Raw genomic sequence first — 23,451 nt, 5'->3', positions numbered from 1 at the left:
GTCAAATCCTGTTGAGCACTACGACTGGCGCGAAGCGACAAAGTAGATGCTGTCTGCGGTTACTCGACACAGTATGGCCTTTGTAAGTGATGAACAGTACAAGATGCTTGAAGGGGTAGGAACTCTAGTCTGTTTGATTTTGAAAATAAACGAAAATCAGTTTAAAATGAATAGAAATAAAAAAGCAGTGATATAGTAAGTACAAGACTTGATTTGTCTAACAGAGAGCCTAGGTAGCTGAGAATAGGTGACAAAGACGTTTTGGAAAATGGCTATTGAGCAAGCGCTCCGAGTGTTAAACACAAGGCGGCGACGGGTGCTCCCGTTATCGAGCTAGGGTATCGAACATATTGTTCCGTACTTGAAAAGGGAATTTGTGTGAGCAAATTCTGAACATGAGGTGGTAACACGCAAAAAAGCGTCCTCAACGATACAACTCGAGTTGTGTCGTTGAGGATGCTTTTTTCTTTTTTGTGAAAAAATGCAGGTTGGTAAGAATGAAGGGGGATAAAGAATGATTGAACTAAAAAATATCAGTGTGACATTTCAACAAAAAAAACAAGAAATTCAGGCTGTCCAAGATGTTTCTTTGACGATTGATAAAGGGGATATCTACGGAATCGTTGGGTATTCCGGTGCTGGAAAAAGTACGTTAGTACGGGTAATTAATTTATTGCAACGACCAACAGCGGGCACCGTTATTATTAACAAAGAAAATATTTTAACTTTTTCTAAAAAGGAATTACGACAACAACGAAAAAAGATTGGAATGATTTTTCAACATTTTAATTTGATGAAAGAGCGGACCATATTTAGTAATATCGATTTTTCATTAAAATATTCTGGGCTAAGTAAAACTGAGCGGCGTCAAAAAATCAGCCATTTATTAGAGCTAGTTGGACTAAGTGAAAAAAGGGATGCTTATCCCAGTCAACTATCAGGAGGGCAAAAACAGCGAGTTGCGATTGCCCGCGCTTTAGCAAATGATCCTGAAATTTTACTTTGTGATGAAGCGACGAGTGCGTTAGATCCAAAAACAACGGGACAGATTTTAGCCTTGTTAAAAAAGTTAAATCAAGAACTGAACTTGACGATTGTCTTAATCACCCATGAAATGCAAGTGGTTAAAGAAATTTGTAATAAAGTCGCGGTGATGGAAAATGGCTGCGTTGTCGAATCAAACGATATTGTTTCGATTTTTAGTCAACCCCAACAACCTTTAACCAAAGATTTTATTCGGACAGCAACTCATATTGATCAAGCATTAACCACGATTCTTGAACATCCTAAATTAGCTGACTTAGATAAAAATCAAGAATTAATTGAGTTTTCTTATGTGGGAGATCAAACGAACGAGCCATTAATTGCACAATTGTATAGCCAATATCAGGTGTATACGAATATCCTTTATGGCAATGTCGAAATTGTTCAAAATGTTCCTATTGGCCATTTAATTGTGGTGCTTTCTGGTGATGAGGCCCAGCGTCAACAAGCCCTTGCTTATTTAGCGAAACAAGGCGTGCGAACCAATGTTTTGAAAACCTATCAGCAAACGAAGCAAAAGCAGAATTTACAGGTGATTTAAAAAAGGAGTGAACTGAGAATGTATCAATTATTTGAGAAATATTTTCCGAATGTTGTCCAATTAAAACAAGAGTTTCTTCAAAGTACATGGGAAACAGTATACATGGTTTTTTGGACAGCCTTGATTGCTGGTGTGTTAGGAGTCTTGTTGGGTGTCGTGCTTGTCAGTACTGGCCCCAGTGGTGTTTTGAAAAATCCACCCCTGTATAGTGTCTTAGAAAAAATTATTAATGTTTGCCGCTCTATTCCTTTCATTATTATGCTTGCACTGATTCAACCATTAACACGAATTTTGGCAGGAACGACAATTGGTACAACCGCAGCGTTAGTCCCATTAGTTATTGGCGTAATTCCGTTCTTCGCGCGCCAAATTGAAAATGCGTTATTAGAAGTGGATCCTGGCGTTATTGAAGCGGCAGAAGCCATGGGGACGAGTCCCTTAGGGATTATTTTTCGGGTTTATCTAATTGAAGGGTTACCAAGTATTATTCGTGTTTCAGCGGTGACAATTATTAATTTGATTGGATTAACAGCCATGGCAGGAGCGATTGGAGCCGGTGGTCTGGGCAACTTAGCGATTACTCGAGGATACAATCGGTTTCAAACCGATGTGACATTTATGGCCACGTTAATTATTTTAATTATGGTATTTATCAGTCAAGCCATTAGTAATCAATTAATCAAAAAAACATCACATTAGAAAAAAGGAGAAATGACAAATGAAAAAATTTAGTAAATTAATTGGACTTATTGGGGTATTAGCTTTTACGATTGCAGGTTGTGCATCGGGGTCTGCGAAGGATACTAAGACAGAAACCGTTAAACTAGGGGTTGTAGGAACAAAAAATGATGAATGGGAATCGGTCAAAGACCGTTTGAAAAAGAAAAATATTGATCTACAATTGGTAGAATTTACAGACTATACGCAACCAAATGCAGCATTAGCAGAAAAAGAAATTGATTTAAATGCCTTTCAGCATCAAATCTTTTTAGACAATTACAATAAAGAGCATGGAACGAAATTAGTATCAATTGGCAATACAGTCAATGCACCATTGGGAATTTACGCTAATAAATTGAAAGATATCACGAAAATTAAAGACGGCGGAGAAATTGCTATTCCTAATGACCCAACGAATGGTGGGCGGGCGTTAATTTTATTACAAACTGCAGGACTGATAAAAGTAGATCCTGCGAAACAGCAACTACCGACTGTCAGTGATATTACTGAAAATAAACGCCAATTGAAAATAACTGAATTAGATGCTACGCAAACAGCGCGCGCTTTACAAGATGTCGATGCTTCAGTGATTAATAGCGGCATGGCTGTCGATGCTGGGTATACACCAGATAAAGATGCTATTTTCTTAGAACCTGTAAACGAAAAAGCGAAACCTTATGTGAACATTGTCGTGGCCCGAGAAGAAGATCAAGAGAATAAACTTTATCAAAAAGTTGTAGAAGAATATCAACAAGAAGAAACGAAAAAGGTCATTGCAGAAACATCAAAAGGCGCCAATGTTCCAGCCTGGGAAACATTTGGTAAAAAATAAAGGAGGCATTTATAATGAGTACAACAACGATTCAAACAATCCAAGAAGCTATTGCTACAGAAAAGGAATGGATAATCCATTTAAGACGTCATTTTCATCAATACCCTGAAGCAAGTTTAAAAGAATATGAAACGATTAAGCGAATTAAAGAAGAACTACTAGCCTTAGCTATTCCTTTTGTAGAAGTAGGGGAAACGGGTGTTTTAGCAACCATTGAAGGAGGTCTTGGCGCTGGCAAAACGATTTTGTTACGTGCAGATATTGATGCGTTGGAATTGCCAGATGCAACAGGTACTGCCTATGCTTCTAAAAATCCAGGACTCAATCATGCTTGTGGACACGATGGTCATGCGGCAGCATTGCTAGGTGCAGCTAAAGTGCTCAAAAAACATCAGGATACCTTTTCAGGAACGATTAAACTGGCCTTCCAGCCAGCGGAAGAAATTGGTGCAGGCGCGCGACAATTTGTGGAAGGAAATTATTTAGAAGCAATCGACCAAGTGTTTGGGATTCATTTAGATTCTAGTGTGCCGGTCGGGAAATTAGTCGCTACCAAAGGCGCCACCAACGCCTCTTGTGATATTTTTAAAATTGAAGTCAGTGGTCAAAGTAGTCACGTCGCCCAACCACAGAATGGCCGAGATGCTGTTTTAGCAGCGGCCAGTATCGTTGTGGAATTACAAAAAATTGTAGCGCGCGAGATTGATCCTTTAGATTCTGTCGTAGTAGGAATTGGCGTTTTACAAGCAGGAACACGCTATAATATTGTAGCAAACCAGGCAACCATTGAAGGTACTGTTCGAACATTTAGTCAGGAAACGCGCCAATTTGTTTTACAACGAGTCGAAGAAATTGCCCATGAAATTGCCCAGTCTCATCGCACAGAAATTGCTGATTTTTCTGTTTATGCGGCAGCGAATCCATTAATTAATGAAGAACAAGCAACCAACCGTGCGCAGCAGGTAGCCAGTGAAATTGTTGGTTTTGAAAATGTTGTGACCGATCATCCTAAAAGTTTAGGGGCGGATGATTTTGCTGATTACTTAGCGGTAATTCCTGGTATCTATGGACGGGTCGGTTCACGAAACCCTGAAAATCCTGCTACTCATTTTGGACACCATCATGAACAATTTGATATTGATGAACGTGCCTTACTTTTAGCAGCAGAGTACCACGTACGCTATGCATTAAATTATTTATCAGAATAACAGGGATAGGGAGCCGACAAAATGATGGTTTGTGGGCTCCTTTCGTTATAAACCAACGTGGCTTGCTTTCTTGTCATACTATGGTAGAATACAAGCATAAGAAAGGTGATTCACATGTTTTTTGTTTTAACTGATAAATTAACAAGAAAAGTAGCTCCCGATAGTTTAAGAACAGATGAAGCACTGTTGTGGAGCCGAGCAATTAATTTCTTCATCGCTTGATAGGACATTTTTTGACTAGAAAAGCTAGTCTTATTTGAGTGTACGTACAAGCGGTTGTCGGGATTTCTGTCAGGATGGACGACGTGCAGACGTGGTTCTTTTTTTGTTGTCCCAAAATAATCAGTTAACAAGAAAGAAGTGATGAAAATGAGTATTTTAACTATTGAACATTTAACGCATCGATTTGGCGAAAAGGTCTTGTATGAAGAGGCTTCATTGCAAGTGAATAAAGGGGATCATTTAGGCTTAACTGGCCAAAATGGTGTCGGCAAATCCACCTTAATTAAAATTTTAACGGGGGAAGTATTGCCAGACGAAGGAACGATTCAGTGGCAAAAAAATTGTAAGATTGGGTACTTGGATCAGCACGTTTCTGTAGAACAATCACTAACGATGGTTGATTTTTTGAAACAAGCCTTTCAAGAACTTTTTGATAAAGAAGCGAAACTGACAAAACTTTATGAAGAATACAGTCAAACGGCTTCGGAAAAACTTTTAGAACAAGCAGGCAAGTTGCAAACAGATTTAGATGAAAGTAATTTTTACCAAATCGACACGATTATTCAGGATTTAGCCAATGGGTTAGGACTACAAGCAATTGGTTTGGATAAAAAGTTAGGGGAGCTAAGCGGTGGTCAACGTTCAAAAGTGATTTTAGCAAAATTATTGTTAGAGGCCCCTGATGTGTTACTTTTAGATGAACCCACCAACTATTTAGATGATACACATATTCAATGGCTTGTTCGCTATCTGAATAATTTTGAAGGAAGCTTTCTATTAGTCTCCCATGATTATCAATTTTTAAATGAAGTGACGAATTGCATCGCAGACATTGAGTTTGGCAAGTTAACCAAATATACTGGAAATGTAGAAAAATCTTTTGCACAAAAAGAGCAGAATAAACAAACCTATTTGAAACAGTATCAGGCCCAACAAGAAAAAATTGAAAAAATGGAAGCCTATATTCGTAAATACAAAGCTGGAAATCGAGCAACGATGGCTAAAAGTCGACAAAAACAATTGGACCGCTTAGAACGATTGACTCCGCCAGGTTCCTTGACTAAGCCAGCGATTGAATTTCCTTACCAAGGGTTAGTTGCAACGCAAGCACTAACGACCCAGAAGTTAGTTGTCGGCTATCGGGAACCTTTGTTAGAACCGTTAGATTTAATGGTTCATGTCGGTGAAAAAGTCGCATTGAAAGGCTTTAATGGGATTGGCAAATCAACATTAATTAAAACGTTGACGAAAGGGATTCCTTCATTAGATGGAGAATTTCATTATCCGCTGAATACAAAAATTGCTTATTTTACCCAAGACTTAGCGTGGCCTAATGAGCAGTTAACGCCGCTAGATTATTTATCAGATCGTTTTCCAGATACAACGATTAAAGAGCGAAGAAGTCATTTGGCTAGGGCAGGTTTACCAGATAAGTTAGCAATGCAGTCGTTAGCCCTGTTAAGTGGTGGTGAGCAAACAAAAGTAAAACTAGCGGAACTAATGATGCAAACAAGTAATTTGTTATTTTTAGATGAGCCAACCAATCATATTGATGAAGCGGCCAAAAAAAGTTTACAAGAAGCAATTCACGTTTACCCAGGAACGGTTTTTCTGGTTTCCCATGAAGCAGATTTTTATGAAGAAATTGTGGATCGAGTAATAGATATTGAGGAATTAGTTAAATAAAGAAGAAAGAACCAAGTTGAGGGGGAGTCAACTTGGTTCTTTCTTCTTTATTATTTATTTACTCATTAAGCCATCATGGATTTTTGTTAAATTCCAGTTCATCATGCTGTAGTACGTATCGCCTTCTGTTCCTTCTTTGGCAAGAGAGTCTGTGAAAAGTGTATCGTAAATTGGTCGTTTCACTTCTTTTGAGACCCGTTCCATACTACGTTTATCGACACTGGTTTCAACAAATAACACAGGTGCTTTTGATTTCTTAATGGTATCAATAATCGTGGTCATTTGTTCAGGTGTTCCTTGACTTTCTGTGTTAATTTCCCAAATATAAGCGGCATTTAAATCATAAGCTTTGGAGAAATATTTAAAGGCACCTTCACTTGTAACTAATAATTTTTTATCATCAGGAATATCAGCAAATTTAGCTTTGGCTTCCTCATGTAGTTTGCTAAGTTTTTCGGTATAATTTTTCGCGTTTTCTGTATAGAAATCTTTATTTTTTGGATCTTTTTCTACTAACACGTCACGAATGTTTTCTACATATTTAATGCCATTTTCAATGTCTAACCAAGCATGCGGATCTTCTGTTTGTTCTTGACCGGCACTTGTTAAATATTGTGGCGTAACATTTTTGCTTGTAGAAAAGTAATCTTTATTCTCAACTTTTTTGGCCGTTTTCATTAATTTGTTAAACCAGCCATTTCCGCCTGTTTCTAAGTTCAAGCCGTTAAAGAATAAAATGTCCGCTTCAGAAGCTTTCGCAATGTCTTCTGGTAACGGTTCATATTCGTGAGGGTCTGTCCCAATTGGCACAATACTATGCAGCTCAATTTTGTCTTGCCCAACATTTTTCACTAAATCGGATAAGATCGAGTTTGTTGTCACAATTGCTAATTTTTCTTTCTTTTCAGCGGCTTGATTCCCGCAAGCAGCTAACGTTAACCCTGCTAAAAGTGTTAAAAAAAATAAACTAAATTTTTTCATTCGTTGATTCCTCCATTTCTTTCTCACGGTTTACAAATACTAGGCCTTTCTTTGGTGAGAAAAAGAAAGCCAATAAAAAGAATAAGGCGGCGGTTAAAACAATCGTCGCACCAGAAGCTAAGTTATAAGAATAACTGAAGAATAGGCCAATCACTGAACTTAAAATCCCAAAAGTAGAGGCTAAGCCAATCATTGTCGGTAAGTGATTTGTTAATAGATAAGCTGTTGCTGCTGGCGTAATCAGCATGGCAATGACTAAAATAGTTCCGACGGTTTGCAAAGAAGAAACAGCGACTAATGTTAGTAAAAACATCAATGCATAGTGGAAAAATTGAATATTTAAACCATAGGCCTGAGCCATTGTGGGATCAAAAGAAGTGAGTTGCAACTCTTTATAAAACAATGCCACAAAAATCAAAACAATCACGCCGACGACACAAGTAATTAAAATATCGGTATCTGCGACCGCTAATACATTTCCAAACAGAATATGATATAAATCGGTGGAACTTTTTGCAAAAGAGATAAAAATAATCCCTAAAGCAAAAAAAGAACTAAAGACAACACCAATGGCAGTATCATTTTTTAGTGGACTTTTTTGGGTAATAAAGCCGATCGATAATGCAGCTAGTAAGCCAAAAATAGAAGCGCCAAAAATATAATTGAAACCAAACATATAAGAAACAGCGACCCCTGGTAAAACAGCATGTGAAATCGCATCACCCATCAAAGACATCCCACGTAAAATAATGAATGAACCAATTACCCCTGAAATGAGTCCGACAATTATAGACGTCAAAAGGGCATTTTGTAAAAATTGATAACGGAATAAACCATCAATAAATGCAGCAATCATTTTGCAACCCCCTGTATTAATAAATCACCTAACAAATCACCGTATGCTTCTTGGAGCGTTTCTGCAGTAAATGTTTGTTCAACAGGACCCGCAGCAATTAGCCGGTTTTTCAAAACGATTAATTCATCAAAATAGTGGGACACTTTGTGCAAATCATGGTGAACAATGATAATCATTTTACCTTGATTTTTTAATGATTTGAGAATATCCATAATCACTTTTTCACTAGACATATCAATGCCGACGAAAGGTTCATCTAAAAAAATCACCTCAGCACCTTGGGCCAAAACACGGGCAATAAACACACGTTGTAATTGGCCACCAGAAAGTTCGCCAATCTGGCGTTGCGCATAGTCTTCTAATTGCACCATTTTTAATGCAGCCATGGCTGCTTGCTTTTCTTTCTTTCCTGGGCGTTTTAATAGTCCCAAGTTTGGATAGGTTCCTAGCAAGACCGTTTCAAAAACGCTAATGGGGAAACTAAGATCCAAGGCGCTACGTTGTTCTACATAGGAAATGGTTGTTTTTTGTTGGTCAATCGCTTGATTATTTAACAAAACATCACGTTCCTTTGTTTTAATCAAGCCTAATAACCCTTTAATAAATGTTGACTTTCCAGCACCATTTGGTCCGATAATTCCAGTAATTTTACCGGAGGGAATAGTAACGTGGATATTATTTAAAGCGGTCCGTCCTTGATATTGAACGGTTAACGCTTGAACAGCTAAGTTAAAGCTTTTTCTCATGAAATTCCTCCTTTTTAGGTTTGCCTTAAAATCAGTATAAGGGATAGTTTAAGAAAATGCAAATAATTTTTAGGTGCACCTAAATACAAGCGCTTTTTTCACAAAGAAAACCGTTTCTTTCAATAAATTAAGGAGGATCCCATGATTTTTATGACAAAAAATGGTAGAATATGAATGAAAACGACTATTATTTTATATTGACGGAGGATATCATGACCGAAAACTATCAAGATGACACCTTACGCATCTTCAGTTTAAATGCAAATCGACCACTTGCTGAAAAAATCGCAGCATCAGTAGGAACAGAATTAGGAAAAAGCACCGTGCGCCAATTTAGTGATGGCGAAATTCAAATTAATATTGAAGAAAGTATTCGTGGCGATCATGTCTACATCATCCAAGCAACGAATGCTCCTGTAAATGATCATTTGATGGAATTGCTTATTTTAATTGATGCATTAAAACGTGCTAGCGCAAAAACAATTAATGTTATTTTGCCTTACTATGGTTATGCTCGCCAAGACCGCACAGCGAAACCAAGAGAACCCATTACTGCGAAATTAGTTGCTAATATGTTGGTAGAGGCAGGCGCAACACGTTTGTTGACATTAGACTTGCATACTGTTCAAGTCCAAGGATTTTTTGATATCCCAGTAGATAATTTATTTACAATGCCTTTGTTTGCTCATTATTATCGTCAACAAGCATTAGTAGGGGAAGAAATTGTGATTGTTTCGCCTAAAAACAGTGGCGTTCAACGCGCACGTAGTTTATCGGAGTACTTAGATGCGACCTTAGCAATTGTCGACCATGAAGAGATTGATGGGGTGCGCCAAGAAGGTTACGTTATTGGGAATGTCGCTGGAAAAAAATGTATTCTTGTTGATGACATTTTGAATACTGGTCAAACGTTAGCCACAGCGGCGGAAGTTTTAATGAAAAATGGTGCGCAAGAAGTGTATGCTTGCGCCTCGCATGGTTTGTTATCAGAAGGCGCAAAAGCAACCTTAGAAAATGCGCCAATTAAGGAAATTAGTATTACAGACTCTGTTTATACGACAGCAGACCGCCAACCATCAACCTTGAATATTATTTCTTGCGCTGAGTTAATGGGGGAAGCGTTACTTCGTATTCATGAAAATAAACCAATGAGTCCATTATTCCGTTTAGAACCAAAAGGAGAATAAGTGATTCCTTAAACTAGAAATAGGTCTAACAACTTTAATAGTGTTGGGCCTATTTTTCTTATCTCTTTTATAAATAGAAGAGAAAGTATTCTGATTTTGTGTTTTAAGCTTTTTATGCTAGAATAACGCCAGAACATAAGGAAAGGGACGAGTCATTTGGAACCCATTTATTTAGATCATGCGGCAACAACACCGCTTCATCCAACGGTCATTCAAGCGATGACTGAAAATATGCAAACGACTTTTGGCAATCCATCAAGTATTCATCAGTTTGGACGAAAGGCACACGGTCTTCTGGAAGAAGTGCGTCAAACGATTGCCGAGAGCTTACAAGCCAAACCCCACGAAATTATTTTTAATAGTGGTGGCACAGAAGGGGATAACACAGCCATCTTGGCAGTTGCTTTTTCTCGTCAAAAGGAAGGAAAACATATTATTACTACGGCAATTGAACATCCCGCTGTGTTACGAACGATGGAATACTTAGAAACGTTAGGCTTTGAAGTGACTTACTTACCTGTGAATGAAAATGGTCAGATTTCAATGGAGCAATTCAAAAAGTCTTTACGCGAAGAAACGATCTTGGTTTCAATGATGTATGGCAATAATGAAATTGGAAATCGATTACCAATTGCTGAAGTTGGTGCAATTCTTAAAAATCATTCGGCGATTTTTCATACAGATGCCGTCCAAGCTTATGGAAGTGAAGTCATTTTACCTCATGAATTAGGGATCGACTTATTAAGTATTTCCGCTCATAAAATCAATGGTCCAAAAGGCGTAGGTTTTTTATTTAAAAGCGATGCAATCCAATTACCACCTCTTTTACATGGTGGGGAACAAGAAGAAAAACGACGTGCGGGCACGGAAAACTTAGCTGGAATTATTGGCATGGGTACTGCCGTTTCATTACTAACTTCTGCAGAAAAGCAAGCAAGAAAAACAGCCTATCAAAGTTTTCAAACGATTATTTTAAAAGCGTTAGAAGAAGCCAATATTGATTTTTCAATTAATGGTGAACCAACCAATCGTTTAGCGCATGTCTTAAATCTTCATTTAAAAGGAATTCCCAGTGATTTACTCTTAATGCATTTGGACTTAAGAGGTATTGCGATTTCAACAGGCTCGGCTTGTACAGCGGGAACTGTGGATCCTTCGCACGTGTTGACAGCGATGTATGGAGAAAATTCCTCAGCTATTAAAGAATCAATCAGGATTAGTTTTGGCTACGGGAACACACCAGAAGAAATTGCGACTTTTTCTGAAGTACTAGTTGCAGTGATTCAACAATTGAAAAAATAATCTGATTGCGGCAGCTACAGGTTTTCGCTATAATGAAGATAACAATGAAAATAATGAGGTGGAACCCATGGCATTTACAACAACGGCTGCTGTTGAAGGCTCAACAGTTTTTTACAAAGTACATCCTAGTGCAAAACGCTATACATTAAAAGATAACGGCTTTACTGAAACAAAATCAGGGAACTTTCAATTGATTCGTTCCTTAGATCCAACGCCTCAGAGAAATGAAGGCTTCAAATTGAAAATTACGATCACTGCTGATCTAAAAGAGTTGAAAATGTCCATTACAACGGCAAATGGTTTAAAACCAATGAATATTTTCAAGAATGAACAACATGAAATGAGTAAAGAAAAATACTTTTTCTTAATGGATGGCTTAATTAGCCGTGGTGTATTAGAGAAAGTAGAATAACTTAGAGAAACCTGAAGAAACAAGTGAAAGTAACTTGTTCCTTCAGGTTTTCTGTTTCTTTGAAAGCAACAGCTTGTTGGCTGTGTCTTTGTTCCCAGTATTTTCTCATTATACGCCCGGCTTGCTTTACTTATTTCAAAAAAATAGTATAATGAAAAGCACTGAAAAGTTACGACCTTCAAATCGTGGATGATTTCAGAATCTAATTGAAATGATGGTGATAAAATGGCAGATAACAGCAAAACGCGTGTCGTGGTAGGCATGAGTGGCGGTGTCGATTCATCTGTCACAGCGTTGCTTTTAAAAGAGCAAGGCTATGATGTAATTGGAATCTTTATGAAAAATTGGGACGATACAGACGAAAATGGTGTCTGTACCGCAACTGAGGATTATAAAGATGTCGCAAAAGTAGCGGATCAAATTGGGATTCCGTATTATTCGGTCAATTTTGAAAAAGAATATTGGGACCGTGTGTTTGAATATTTTTTAGCAGAATATCGGTTAGGACGGACACCAAATCCAGATGTCATGTGTAATAAAGAAATTAAATTTAAAGCATTCCTAGATTATGCTATGCAACTAGGCGCTGACTATGTTGCAACTGGCCACTATGCGCAAGTAGAAACGGATGAAAATGGCGTAGTGCATATGTTACGTGGAATTGACAATAATAAAGACCAAACCTATTTTTTAAGCCAATTATCACAAGCCCAATTGGCAAAAACAATGTTTCCATTGGGTGGTATGGAAAAATCAGAAGTTCGTGCAATTGCTGAACGTGCTGGATTAGCCACAGCCAAGAAAAAAGACTCAACGGGCGTTTGTTTTATTGGTGAAAAGAATTTCAAAGAATTTTTGAGTAATTATTTACCAGCTAAAAAAGGCAACATGGTGACAGAAGATGGCGAAATCAAAGGACAACATGATGGTCTGATGTATTATACTATCGGTCAACGCCAAGGCTTAGGAATTGGTGGCGGCGGTAAAACACAAGAACCCTGGTTTGTAATTGGGAAAGATTTAACCACCAATACATTATATGTGGGACAAGGATTTCACCATGAAAAACTATATGCAACACATTTAGAAGCCAGTGAGGTTCATTTTACTGTTGATACACCAATGCCAAAAGAGTTTGACTGTACGGCTAAATTCCGTTATCGTCAAGCAGATATTCCAGTGCATGTTTCCTTATCTGAAGATGGCACAAAAGCAACCGTTACGTTTAAGGAACCAGCCCGCGCAGTCACTCCAGGTCAAGCTGTTGTTTTTTATGATGGAATGGAATGCTTAGGGGGCGGCTTAATTGATCGCGCCTACCAAGATGAAAAAGAACTACAATACGTCTAAAAAGTTTCACGAGTTGTGAAACAAAAAGCGCAGAGTTAACCAAAAGAAAAGCGGATATGCTGGTCATAAAACCAGTAAATATCCGCTTTTCTTTTTTGTTTTATATGCCTATTTTTTTTAAAATAAGAAAAAGAGAAAAATTAAAAATTCAAATTGTGGATAACTTTTCTGTGTATAACTTAGTCATCATTTTTCTCTTTTTTTAATTCGGCGGTGCTTCGACGAACCCATAGAAGGTTAATGAGAACCAGACAAGAAGTGGAAATAAAGACCCCACGATAACCGAAAGCGGCAGATACGCTTGAACCAATCATAGGACCAATCACATTTCCTGTCGCTTGGAAAGATTGATTGTAACTGAAAATACGACCTGCAGCGTCACTTGGGGAATAACGAGTGATCAACGTTTGAACAGCTGGTAGTAAACAGGCATCGGAAATCCCAACTAAGAAACGAAGCATGGCAAGCTGCCAGACATTTTGAACAAAGGCCATTGGTAGGTAAACGAAAATGGCTAAAATTAAGCCAATTGTCAAGATGCGTTCACTGCCAATACGATCGCCTAACCGGCCGAAACGAGGGGCGGCTATTAACGTTGCAATCCCTGGAATAGAAGCAATGACTCCGCTAATTAAGGTGACATTTCCGTGACCACCCAACAATTGTTGAATATATAAACTGATGATGGGACTAATTGAATTATTGGAAGCTTGAATGATTAATGTCGTAATAAACATTCCAAGAATCACGTGGGGATGTTCTAGTTTTTTTAAAATTTGTTTCCCAGATGCGGCTTGATTTTTTTCAATTGGCACAAACTCTTCATGGACAAAGACGAGACTCAAAACAAAAACGAGTAATAAAATCGTACCAGTAATGAAAAAGGTTGGCCGATAACCGAAAATAGAAGCAGTGACACCGCCCAAAAGAGGACCAAGCAACGTGCCGGTAACAGAACCAGTGGCTAAAGTACCAAGCACTTGACCGCTTTTTTCCTTAGGTGTGCCTGTAGCAACTAACGCAGTCGCATTACTGATATAACCAGAAAAAACACCTTGTAATAAGCGTAAGCCAATCAATTGATAAACACTTGTGACTGCGCCCATTAAACTAATGACGATAGCCATCCCTAATGAAGCGCGTAATAACATTAACTTGCGTCCTTTTCGGTCGGCTAAACGGCCCCACCAAGGTGAAACAATGGTCGTGACTAAAAAAGTGGAGGAGAACGTGATTCCGCTCCAAAAATTCAATTGTTGGTGGGTAAAAGTACCTAATGTGTTGATATAAAGAGGCATAAATGGCATCACTAAGCTAAAGCCAATACCAGCCATAAATGTGCCAAACCATAAAACAAGCAGATTTTTTTCCCAAGGTTGTCTTGGACGGAAAATTTTACTTTTAATTAATTCATACATTCTATTTCCTCACTTTCTAGTAAAGAAATTCAAATTTGGCTTTGGCGAGTCGTTGATCATTCAATGCTTGATGCAATTCATTCGAAAAAAAGCCTTCTTTTAAATTTAGTGGATTTTTTGTAGCGTATACATATAACGTATAGGTGTGCACACCAGAGCGAGGACTTAACCCCAGATAACGTTCGGTTAACTCAGGTAACGTTTCAGTGGCAAGCGCTGGAATCATCTGTTTCCCCAAAGGAGAAGCAAGACTATTTTTTCCTTGAATGGTAGGCTTGAGTGCTGTTCGACTAAAGTCTTCAGGAATCTCATTGGTTACAGGAACATTGGCAGCTAACCAATGAATAAAAGGGAAACCGATTAGAGGAATCGTGTCATAATCAATTAATTCCCAGGATAAATAGCGGGCTTCTTTAGGAATGGCCGCTAAAGAAATAGGAAAAGATAAAATAGGACGTTCGTGTAATAAAAATTCTGCACTGGTTCGTTTGCCATAACGATCGGCCAAATGAGAACGGTTGGTAATATGCATGCCAAACAGCCTTCTTTCAAAAATGATGTTTACAAATTATTATTATAAACTATAATTTATAGTTTAAAAAGAGTCAATAGATATGATAAACTAATACTTGTCCAAAATTTAAGAATTGGAGGCGTCAGAAAGATGGCAAAAAAACGGAATTTAACGAAAGCCAAAATCCTTGAAAGTGCCCGCAACCTAGCGGAAGAATTGGGCGTTCAACAATTAACCTTTCAAAATTTAGCCGTTGATTTAGGCATCAAGTATCCTTCACTCTATAATCACTTTAAAAATATTGCTGAAGTAAAAAATGCTCTAGTGGACTTGTTAATTCAAGAATTAAATGATGCATTGCGAAGAGCCTTAGTGGGTAAGAGTGGCGCAGAAGCAATTCGGATATATGCTGAAACGTACCAACAATTTGCTTTTGAAAATTCTGCAGTCTATGAATTACTTATCAGTGTGCCGAAAACGCAAAACCAACAATTAATTGAAGGCATCCATGAAACCAATCAAATTATCTTACAACTTTTAGCTTTTTATCCATTTAATAATGAAGAACGACTGCATAAAAGTCGAGAATTACGTAGCTTAATCCATGGTTATATTACCTTACGTTTTTTAGGTTATTTTCAACGCGAAGAAGCCACGCCAGAAGAAAGTTATCGTCGCATGATTGAAGATTTTATTGTTTCTTTAGAAGTGGCAGGATAAAATAAATTTCAAAAATTTCTCAGTCCGAAACCAAATCCTTGCAACTTTTTCAGAAAGTGACTATGATACCTACAGTAGCAAAAAAAGGAGCGGTTCAATGTATCAAGTAATTACAATGTATGGCGACAATGAACCTTGGTGGTTTTTTGATGATTGGCAAGAGGACATTGTTCAAGAAAAAACCTTCGATAACTTGACCGATGCAGAGACATATTATGTGGAAGTTTGGCAAAAACTTTCTCAGAATTATACATACGTCAACACAAAGCCTAATTATTTAACGGCTTTCTGGAATGATGGGGAAGAACGCTGGTGTGAAGAATGCGATGAAGATTTACAACAATACTTCGGTTTAGCATTACTAGAAAATCATCATGCAGTTACTTTTGAAAATAAAGCTGAGTTTACCACAATATCCAATCATTTTGGCAAAACAAAATTCTGCAAACGGAAAGTTATTTGAAACGCATGAGTTTAAAGAAAAACCTCAGGGAATTTTCTTTAAACTCTTTTTCTATTCTCGGAATTTAGAGAAAATCGAACCAATATTTGGTATAATACGAAAAGATAGCACTCAAAAAGGAGCGAAACTAGTGGTTGCAAAACAATTAATTATTGCTGAAAAACCTAGCGTAGCAAAAGATTTAAGCCGCGTTTTAGGAGCAAATCAAAAAAATAAGAATTATTATGAAGGACCCAACGTGATTGTCACCTGGGCTTTAGGCCATCTCTTAGGACTAAAAATGCCAGAAGATTTAAACAAAGAATGGCAAACGTGGCAAATGGAAACTTTACCGATGATTCCTAAGAATTTAGGGATTAAACCGTTACCGAAAACGGGACATCAATTAAAAGCGATTAAACAATTAGCTAATCGTAAAGATGTTTCTGAAGCCGTGATTGCCACTGATGCTGGTCGTGAAGGTGAATTAGTGGCCCGCTGGATTTTAGAATATGTCCGTTTTAACAAACCAGTCAAACGCTTATGGATTTCATCTCAAACAGACAAAGCCATTAAAGACGGGTTTAAGAAAATTCGCCCAGCGAAAGACTACGATAATTTGTATTACTCTGCCTTGGCGCGCGCAAAAGCTGACTGGTTAGTTGGGCTAAACGTCACACGGGCCTTGACAGTGAAATATCAAGATAACTTATCCGCAGGTCGTGTTCAAACACCAACTTTAGCAATGGTACGCCAACAAGAAAAAACGATTGAACAATTTAAGCCTCAAACTTATTTTACTATCTCGTTAACTGTTGAATCAGAAAAAGCAAAGATGACCCAAAAAAATCCATACGCTTTAAAAGAACGGCAGGAAGCAGAACAATTAGTCAAAGAACTCTCAAAACAAAAGGGCTTAGTTACCGATATCCAAGAAAAAGTTAAAACAGAAAATGCGCCGTTACCGTATGATTTAACCGAAATCCAGCGTGAAGCCAACCAGCGATTCCAATTTTCTGCAAAGAAAACGTTGTCTCTTGTACAAAGTTTATACGAAACCCATAAAATTGTTTCCTATCCTCGAACTGACAGCAAATATCTAACGACGGATATGAAAGGAACGATGAAAGAGCGCCTTCAAGCTATTGCTGATTTTTCACCAGAAGTGAAAGGCTACCTTAAAAATGGGGCCGTTGTTAAACAACAAAAAGTTTTCCAAAATGCAAAAGTCACGGATCACCATGGGTTGATTCCAACTGAACAACGTCCTCGTTATGAAAAACTAAGCAATGATGAACAAAAAATCTATCAAATGATTGTTCAACGATTCTTAGGTTTGTTTGCTGAGCCAAATCAAACCAAACAAACAAAAGTTACAGTCGCTTTTGGAAAAGAAACATTTGTCTTTCATCAAAATAAAGTAGTTGTTGCTGGTTGGAAAACAACAGCCGAACAGCCGCTATCCACTGTCCAATGGCAAAAAGGCATGACCGTTGCGCCAAACTTTACCATTAACAAAGAATTAACGTCGCCGCCAAAACCATTAACCGAAGGAACGTTGTTAGGAAAAATGGAGAAACACAGTTTAGGCACACCGGCAACGCGAGCTGAAATCATTGAAAAACTGATTAAATCAGAATTGATGGAACGAACCAATAGCGGTTTAAGTGTCTCTGCCAAAGGAAAGCAACTATTAGACTTGGTGAATCCATCACTTGTGACACCTGAACTAACGGAAAAATGGGAAAAGTCGCTCGAAGCAATCGCTTCGGGTCAACAAAAGAGTCAACTTTTCTTAAAGGATATTGAAGAGGATACGAAAAAATTAGTCCGTGAAATTAAACAAAGCGAGAAAAAATATCAAGATTTTTCCATTACGCAAAAAAAATGTCCAGATTGTGGCTCAAACTTACGGGAAAAAAATACGAAAGATGGGAAGATTTACGTTTGTACAAACCAAGAATGTTCTTATCGTCGGCGAAAAGATCCTAAAGTATCCAATCACCGTTGCCCACAATGCCATAAAAAAATGGTTATCATAGAAGGAAAAAATGGTCGTTCTTTCAAATGTAAATTCTGTTCGATTACTGAAAAAATTCCCGATAAAAAAGAACGAAAACAAAAAATGACTAAACATGAAGAACGTCGTTTGATGAAAAAATATTCACAACCAGACGAACCAGAAGAAAGTGCTTTAGCGCAGGCCTTAAAAGCCGCTATGAATCAAGAGTAGCGACTTGACGAATGTTGGCTCTAAATAATCAAGTCATCCTTGTTGGTCTTTAGTAAACTTTCAAATAGAAAGAGAGGGACACGGATGCTCGCAAATTTAAATCAAGCAATGGATTATATTGAAGAACATTTAACGGAAGAAGTATCCTTCGATGAATTGGCAAAAAAGACAGGGATTTCTGTTTACCATTTTAAACGAACTTTTTCGTTTATTGCGGGGATGAGTCTGGCTGAATATATTAAAAAGAGACGTTTGGCGGAAGCAAATTTAGCATTACTTGCTGGTGAAAAAGTGACAGATGTAGCTTTTAAATATGGTTATCAAAGTATTGAAGGATTCTCAAGAGCCTTTCGCGATTGGTCAGGACAAGCCCCTTCTGAAGTAATGAAAACACAAATCCAAAAAACGTTCCCTAAATTCTCTTTCTATATTGATATTAAAGGAGGACAATCAATGGATGTTAAATTGATTGAAAAACCAGCGTTTCAAATAGTCGGAGTTAGTCAGAAGGTTCCCTTGCAGTATCAAGGGGAAAATCAAGCAATCATGGAATTAGCACAGCGCATTACACCACAACAACGAGCGGAAATGCATACATTTGATGACATATATCCTCATCAAGTAGTAAATGCTTCTTTTGACTTTCAAGAGGGACGAACAACAGAAGGTGGAGAAATGACACACATGATTGGCTTTGCCACTTTGCAAGAAAATACCTATGAAGATTTGGAGCAACTAAGCGTACCTGCTCATACATGGGCGGTTTTTCCAAATGAAGGTCCTTTCCCACAAACTTTACAAGAAACCTGGGCAAGGATATTCTCTGAATGGTTGCCTTCATCTGGTTACCAAGTCGTTGCAGCACCAGAAATTTCGTTTACGCAATATCAAGGACCAGCAGAAGCTAAGTATAGTGAAATCTGGCTCGCTGTTACAGCTACTAAATAAAGAAAAACCACCATTGAAAAATGGTGGGTTTTTCCGCCAAGAAGGAGAAAGTTTGGTATAATAAACGTGAAGAAAAAAATCAGACCTTCTAAACTGAAATCTAGCTATGGATAAGTGATGCGAATACGGAATCATGGAGAAAAAATACTTCTCCGAGGTTTTAGAGTCATGTTGTTTAGAATGGTACCAAAACTTCCAATTTTGGTTTTGTGACGATAGCTTTGTTTTAGAGTCATGTTGTTTAGAATGGTACCAAAACGTTCAGCATCTGGCACAGAGTATTGGGATAGTTTTAGAGTCATGTTGTTTAGAATGGTACCAAAACAGCATTAACTAAAGAACGGCGCATACCGATGTTTTAGAGTCATGTTGTTTAGAATGGTACCAAAACAATATCAAAAAATAAAATATTTGGCCGCTTGTTTTAGAGTCATGTTGTTTAGAATGGTACCAAAACTAGTGTGTTAAATTTTATAAAATTAAGCCCGTTTTAGAGTCATGTTGTTTAGAATGGTACCAAAACGAAGAAATTTTAGCACGCAAAGCGAATGGAGTTTTAGAGTCATGTTGTTTAGAATGGTACCAAAACTACTGAATCTAGTTCACCATCTGTATTATCGTTTTAGAGTCATGTTGTTAAGAATGGTACCAAAACCTTTGCTTTGTTTTGCATCGTCTTCGCTGAGTTTTAGAGTCATGTTGTTTAGAATGGTACCAAAACATGAGGATGCTTCTTTATAATGAAAAACTTGTTTTAGAGTCATGTTGTTTAGAATGGTACCAAAACTGGAAAGCATGCTATAATCATTATTAGCAAGTTTTAGAGTCATGTTGTTTAGAATGGTACCAAAACATCAAGCGACTGAAGCTAGAGTAACTAAAAGTTTTAGAGTCATGTTGTTTGGAATGGTACCAAAACAACAAACGTTTCCTGAATTGGTTTTAGGATGTTTTAGAGTCATGTTGTTTGGAATGGTACCAAAACAAGTTTAGAGCAAGAGATCAAAGAGGTAACGTTTTAGAGTCATGTTGTTTGGAATGGTACCAAAACTGCTTTTACATCTTTGGAAGGATTACTACCGTTTTAGAGTCATGTTGTTTGGAATTGTACCAAAACTTAATTTTTCGACAGTCGAGAAATTCCTTTGGTTTTAGAGTCATGTTGTTTAGAATGGTACCAAAACCTGCCAGATTTCAGAGCGGATGAGCTGCCTGTTTTATAGCCATGTTGTTAAAAAACAAACTATCACCTCAAGCAATCCGTAATTTTCATCACAAGATTAGAATTTTTATCATCAAAGACGAGCTGCTTCAATTTTCGAAAACTAATCAAGTGATAAGTCAAAATGTTGATAGATTGAGATTAGTTCTTCCTTTTTTTAGGAAGGGCTTTTTTTATTGATAGAAGAAAGGGAAGAAATCTTGGTAGCACCTAAAAAAATTGTGAGAAATGCTTCTGTATTGTTTGGTTTCTGCCTCAGAAAGTTGTATACTTAGATTGGAATTATTCTATATTACATGCATTTTCACACTTTTTGGAAAAGTTCACTTGAATTTTCTTTTAGTTTCGTAGATAAAAGGAGTCATCGCTAATGGAAATGAACAATTCAGGTAAGCTTGTTTCTTTGTGTGGAGGCAAATCAGGGAGGAAATAATATGTTTGATATTGTAACATTGGCGAGAATCCAATTTGCGATGACAACAGTTTTCCACTTTTTCTTCGTACCGTTTTCAATAGGATTAGCACTTGTTGTAGCAATTATGGAAACAATGTACGTTGTGAAAAAAGAGGAACGTTATCGTAAAATGGCCAAGTTTTGGGGAAATATATTCCTATTAAGCTTCGCTGTTGGGGTTGTAACCGGGATTATTCAAGAATTTCAGTTTGGGATGAACTGGTCTGATTATTCTCGATTCGTCGGAGATATTTTTGGGGCACCGTTGGCGGTAGAAGCGCTCTTAGCTTTCTTCTTAGAGTCAACATTCTTAGGTTTGTGGATCTTTACTTGGGATAAAATGAATCCAAAAGTTCACGTAACGTTTATCTGGTTAGTCGTATTCGGTTCAATGATGTCTGCTTTCTGGATTTTAGTTGCCAATAGTTTTATGCAACATCCAGTAGGTTATGTCATCAATAATGGCCGTGCTGAAATGGTGGACTTTGTAGCTGTCATCAGCAATCCAAAAGTTTGGTATGAATTTTCACACGTTATCATGGGTGCCTTTACATTGGGCGGCATGGCAGTAGCTGGTATGGCTGCTTTCCAATTGTTGAAAAAACGGGATATTTCATTCCACAAAGCATCTATGCGCATTGGCTTATGGGTTACTTTGTTCGGTTCAATCGGCGTTTTATTAGCTGGCGACTTGCAAATGAAAGCTCTAATTGAAGGACAACCAATGAAATTTGCGGCGATGGAAGGGGCCTATGAAGACTCTGATGATCCTGCTGCTTGGACATTGATTGCTTGGGCAGATGAACGAGAACATAAACAAGTTTTTGGTATCGATATTCCATATATGTTAAGTATTTTATCGTATAACAAATTATCAGGTTCGGTTGATGGAATGGATACAGTCAACAAGCGTTTGGTAGAAAAATATGGGGATGATAAAAATTATTATCCACCAGTTAACACTTTATTCTGGAGCTTCCGTATCATGGCTGGTTTTGGTGCCTTAATGTTATTGGTTGCTGCCTTAGGACTATTCTTTACAAGGAAGAAAAAACCATCGCTGTACGAGAAGAAATGGATGCTGTGGATTGTTGCTTTATGTACGTTCGCACCATTCCTTGCCAATACAACAGGTTGGTTAGTCACTGAATTAGGTCGTTATCCGTGGACTGTCTATGGATTATTTACGATTGAACAAAGTGTTTCACCAAATGTATCGGTTGCTTCATTAATTACGTCAAATGTCATTTATTTCTTATTATTTGCTGGTTTAGGTAGTGTCATGGTTTACTTGGTCATTTTAGAATTACGTAAAGGACCAGACTATGAAGCGAAAAAATTAGCGAAAGAAAATGAACCAGCGTTGGATCCATTTGATAAGGGGGTATTTGGCGAATGAGTACACTACAATTATTATGGTTTGTCCTTATCGGCGTCTTGTTCTCAGGTTTCTTCTTCTTAGAAGGATTTGACTTTGGTGTTGGAATGGCCGTTCAAACGTTGGCACACAATGACGACGAAAAAGATCAAGTCGTTGCAACAATTGGACCTGTTTGGGATGGAAATGAAGTTTGGCTATTAACAGCGGGCGGCGCAATGTTTGCCTCTTTCCCATATTGGTATGCTTCATTATTTAGTGGCTACTATTTAATTCTATTTACGATTTTATTTGGCTTAATTATTCGCGGAGTTTCCTTTGAATTCCGCCACAACATGCCGGAAGGTAAACGTCGTCGGATGTGGAACTGGACGCTATCAATTGGTAGTTTCCTTGTACCGTTCTTCTTTGGTATTTTGTTTATCAGCTTAGTCCAAGGGATGCCTTTAGATGCAAACGGCAATATGCATGCGCAATTTACGGATTATTTTAATCTGTTTTCAATTGTTGGTGGAGTAGCCTTAACATTACTTTGCTACTTACACGGTATGAACTATATTGCTTTAAAAACAGAAGGCCCAATTCGCGAACGTGCTCGAAATTATGCAGAAATCTTATACGGCGTTTTATATGTCGGTTTAGTTGTTTTTGCAGTGTTGATGTACTTCAAAACGGACTTTTATGAAAAGAACTTTGCGGTCACTTTAATTTTAACGTTAGCAATTGTGGTCTTAACGGTCATTGCCAATGTTGGGGTGTTTAAACGCAAAGAGATGTTAGCTTTTCTAGCGAGTGGTTTAACATTAGTTGTACTAGTTGCTCTCTTGTTCAGTGGCTTGTTCCCACGTGTTATGATTGGTAGTGAAGGTTTTGATTTGTTGATTAAAGATGCAACAAGCACACCATATACACTAAAAATTATGACGTGGATTTCTTTAAGCATTTTACCATTCGTGTTAGCTTATACTGCTTGGTCCTATTATATTTTCAGAAAACGTATTTCACAGACAGCCGTACCAGAGGGGTATTAAATCT

General features: G+C 37.7%; 20 protein-coding genes, 1 CRISPR repeat array and 1 other annotated feature. Of the genes, 15 read left to right on the top strand and 5 right to left on the bottom strand.

The genetic code is table 11. The features are described 5' to 3' along the window. Window positions 1-178: 178 nt before the first annotated feature. Window positions 179-429 (top strand) — a binding site (T-box leader). 85 nt (window positions 430-514) lie between these two features. The 5 genes from IGK03_RS08930 to IGK03_RS08910 all read left to right on the top strand — a co-directional run bounded on the left by IGK03_RS08930 (window position 515) and on the right by IGK03_RS08910 (window position 6,253). After that, the gene (locus IGK03_RS08930; protein ID WP_033625045.1) at window positions 515-1,585 is read left to right on the top strand and encodes a methionine ABC transporter ATP-binding protein; all 1,071 of its coding nucleotides are present in this window, start codon (window positions 515-517) and stop codon (window positions 1,583-1,585) included. Window positions 1,586-1,603: 18 nt separating this feature from the next. Continuing rightward, entirely contained in the window at window positions 1,604-2,284 is a 681-nt protein-coding gene (locus tag IGK03_RS08925; protein ID WP_002366918.1) for a methionine ABC transporter permease, read from the top strand. Window positions 2,285-2,303: 19 nt separating this feature from the next. Then, window positions 2,304-3,137: a MetQ/NlpA family ABC transporter substrate-binding protein gene (locus IGK03_RS08920; RefSeq protein WP_002366917.1), complete on the top strand. Its 834-nt coding sequence runs from the start codon at window positions 2,304-2,306 to the stop codon at window positions 3,135-3,137. A 14-nt stretch (window positions 3,138-3,151) separates the two neighbouring features. Continuing rightward, window positions 3,152-4,345, top strand: a complete 1,194-nt coding sequence (locus tag IGK03_RS08915) for an amidohydrolase (RefSeq protein WP_002410522.1) — start codon at window positions 3,152-3,154, stop codon at window positions 4,343-4,345. 369 nt (window positions 4,346-4,714) lie between these two features. Continuing rightward, window positions 4,715-6,253, top strand: a complete 1,539-nt coding sequence (locus IGK03_RS08910; protein ID WP_430602243.1) for an ABC-F family ATP-binding cassette domain-containing protein — start codon at window positions 4,715-4,717, stop codon at window positions 6,251-6,253. 54 nt (window positions 6,254-6,307) lie between these two features. On the opposite strand, the gene IGK03_RS08905 is transcribed toward IGK03_RS08910, so the two are convergent. The 3 genes from IGK03_RS08905 to IGK03_RS08895 are packed head-to-tail and all read right to left on the bottom strand — an operon-like array spanning window position 6,308 to window position 8,836. Further along, entirely contained in the window at window positions 6,308-7,234 is a 927-nt protein-coding gene (locus IGK03_RS08905; RefSeq protein WP_002356954.1) for a metal ABC transporter substrate-binding protein, read from the bottom strand. Continuing rightward, window positions 7,221-8,090, bottom strand: a complete 870-nt coding sequence (locus tag IGK03_RS08900) for a metal ABC transporter permease (RefSeq protein WP_002364373.1) — start codon at window positions 8,088-8,090, stop codon at window positions 7,221-7,223. Before IGK03_RS08900 ends, IGK03_RS08905 begins: the two co-directional genes overlap by 14 nt. Further along, on the bottom strand, window positions 8,087-8,836 hold the full coding sequence (locus tag IGK03_RS08895) for a metal ABC transporter ATP-binding protein (protein ID WP_033625043.1): 750 nt from the start codon (window positions 8,834-8,836) through the stop codon (window positions 8,087-8,089). The genes IGK03_RS08900 and IGK03_RS08895 overlap by 4 nt, the downstream gene beginning before the upstream one ends. A 212-nt stretch (window positions 8,837-9,048) precedes the next feature. Between IGK03_RS08895 and IGK03_RS08890 the strand changes: the two genes are divergently transcribed. The 4 genes from IGK03_RS08890 to mnmA all read left to right on the top strand — a co-directional run bounded on the left by IGK03_RS08890 (window position 9,049) and on the right by mnmA (window position 13,087). After that, on the top strand, window positions 9,049-10,023 hold the full coding sequence (locus IGK03_RS08890; protein WP_033625290.1) for a ribose-phosphate diphosphokinase: 975 nt from the start codon (window positions 9,049-9,051) through the stop codon (window positions 10,021-10,023). 156 nt (window positions 10,024-10,179) lie between these two features. Beyond that, window positions 10,180-11,325, top strand: coding sequence for a cysteine desulfurase family protein (locus IGK03_RS08885; RefSeq protein WP_033625042.1), 1,146 nt, complete (start codon window positions 10,180-10,182; stop codon window positions 11,323-11,325). Window positions 11,326-11,392: 67 nt separating this feature from the next. After that, window positions 11,393-11,737, top strand: coding sequence for a DUF1831 domain-containing protein (locus IGK03_RS08880; protein WP_002356959.1), 345 nt, complete (start codon window positions 11,393-11,395; stop codon window positions 11,735-11,737). A gap of 225 nt (window positions 11,738-11,962) precedes the next feature. Next, window positions 11,963-13,087 carry a tRNA 2-thiouridine(34) synthase MnmA gene (mnmA, locus tag IGK03_RS08875; protein ID WP_002362075.1) on the top strand — a complete coding sequence of 375 codons (1,125 nt, stop codon included), beginning with the start codon at window positions 11,963-11,965 and terminating at the stop codon, window positions 13,085-13,087. Between the two features lie 179 nt (window positions 13,088-13,266). On the opposite strand, the gene IGK03_RS08870 is transcribed toward mnmA, so the two are convergent. Both IGK03_RS08870 and IGK03_RS08865 read right to left on the bottom strand, forming a co-directional pair. Continuing rightward, window positions 13,267-14,505 carry a multidrug efflux MFS transporter gene (locus IGK03_RS08870; RefSeq protein ID WP_002356962.1) on the bottom strand — a complete coding sequence of 413 codons (1,239 nt, stop codon included), beginning with the start codon at window positions 14,503-14,505 and terminating at the stop codon, window positions 13,267-13,269. Window positions 14,506-14,521: 16 nt separating this feature from the next. Continuing rightward, complete coding sequence (locus tag IGK03_RS08865) at window positions 14,522-15,037, bottom strand: YbhB/YbcL family Raf kinase inhibitor-like protein (protein ID WP_010775959.1); 516 nt, start codon at window positions 15,035-15,037, stop codon at window positions 14,522-14,524. A gap of 132 nt (window positions 15,038-15,169) precedes the next feature. Here IGK03_RS08865 and IGK03_RS08860 point away from each other — a divergent pair, with 132 nt between their 5' ends. The 6 genes from IGK03_RS08860 to cydB all read left to right on the top strand — a co-directional run bounded on the left by IGK03_RS08860 (window position 15,170) and on the right by cydB (window position 23,447). Continuing rightward, on the top strand, window positions 15,170-15,739 hold the full coding sequence (locus IGK03_RS08860) for a TetR/AcrR family transcriptional regulator (protein WP_002379584.1): 570 nt from the start codon (window positions 15,170-15,172) through the stop codon (window positions 15,737-15,739). A gap of 97 nt (window positions 15,740-15,836) precedes the next feature. Further along, on the top strand, window positions 15,837-16,202 hold the full coding sequence (locus IGK03_RS08855; RefSeq protein WP_002356966.1) for a DUF1033 family protein: 366 nt from the start codon (window positions 15,837-15,839) through the stop codon (window positions 16,200-16,202). 130 nt (window positions 16,203-16,332) lie between these two features. Beyond that, on the top strand, window positions 16,333-18,414 hold the full coding sequence (locus IGK03_RS08850; protein ID WP_002388224.1) for a DNA topoisomerase III: 2,082 nt from the start codon (window positions 16,333-16,335) through the stop codon (window positions 18,412-18,414). 84 nt (window positions 18,415-18,498) lie between these two features. Beyond that, window positions 18,499-19,362: an AraC family transcriptional regulator gene (locus IGK03_RS08845; RefSeq protein WP_010775958.1), complete on the top strand. Its 864-nt coding sequence runs from the start codon at window positions 18,499-18,501 to the stop codon at window positions 19,360-19,362. A gap of 157 nt (window positions 19,363-19,519) precedes the next feature. Continuing rightward, window positions 19,520-20,546: a CRISPR direct-repeat array (repeat unit 36 nt; unit sequence GTTTTAGAGTCATGTTGTTTAGAATGGTACCAAAAC). 472 nt (window positions 20,547-21,018) lie between these two features. Next, window positions 21,019-22,437 (top strand): cytochrome ubiquinol oxidase subunit I, encoded by a 1,419-nt coding sequence (locus IGK03_RS08840; RefSeq protein ID WP_002356974.1) that lies wholly within the window; start codon window positions 21,019-21,021, stop codon window positions 22,435-22,437. Beyond that, on the top strand, window positions 22,434-23,447 hold the full coding sequence (gene cydB, locus IGK03_RS08835; RefSeq protein ID WP_002356976.1) for a cytochrome d ubiquinol oxidase subunit II: 1,014 nt from the start codon (window positions 22,434-22,436) through the stop codon (window positions 23,445-23,447). The genes IGK03_RS08840 and cydB overlap by 4 nt, the downstream gene beginning before the upstream one ends. Window positions 23,448-23,451 lie beyond the last annotated feature (4 nt).

It is taken from the genome of Enterococcus sp. DIV2453a (assembly GCF_050533535.1).
GTDB lineage: Bacteria > Bacillota > Bacilli > Lactobacillales > Enterococcaceae > Enterococcus > Enterococcus faecalis.
This window is presented reverse-complemented; position numbering and strand designations above follow the sequence as displayed.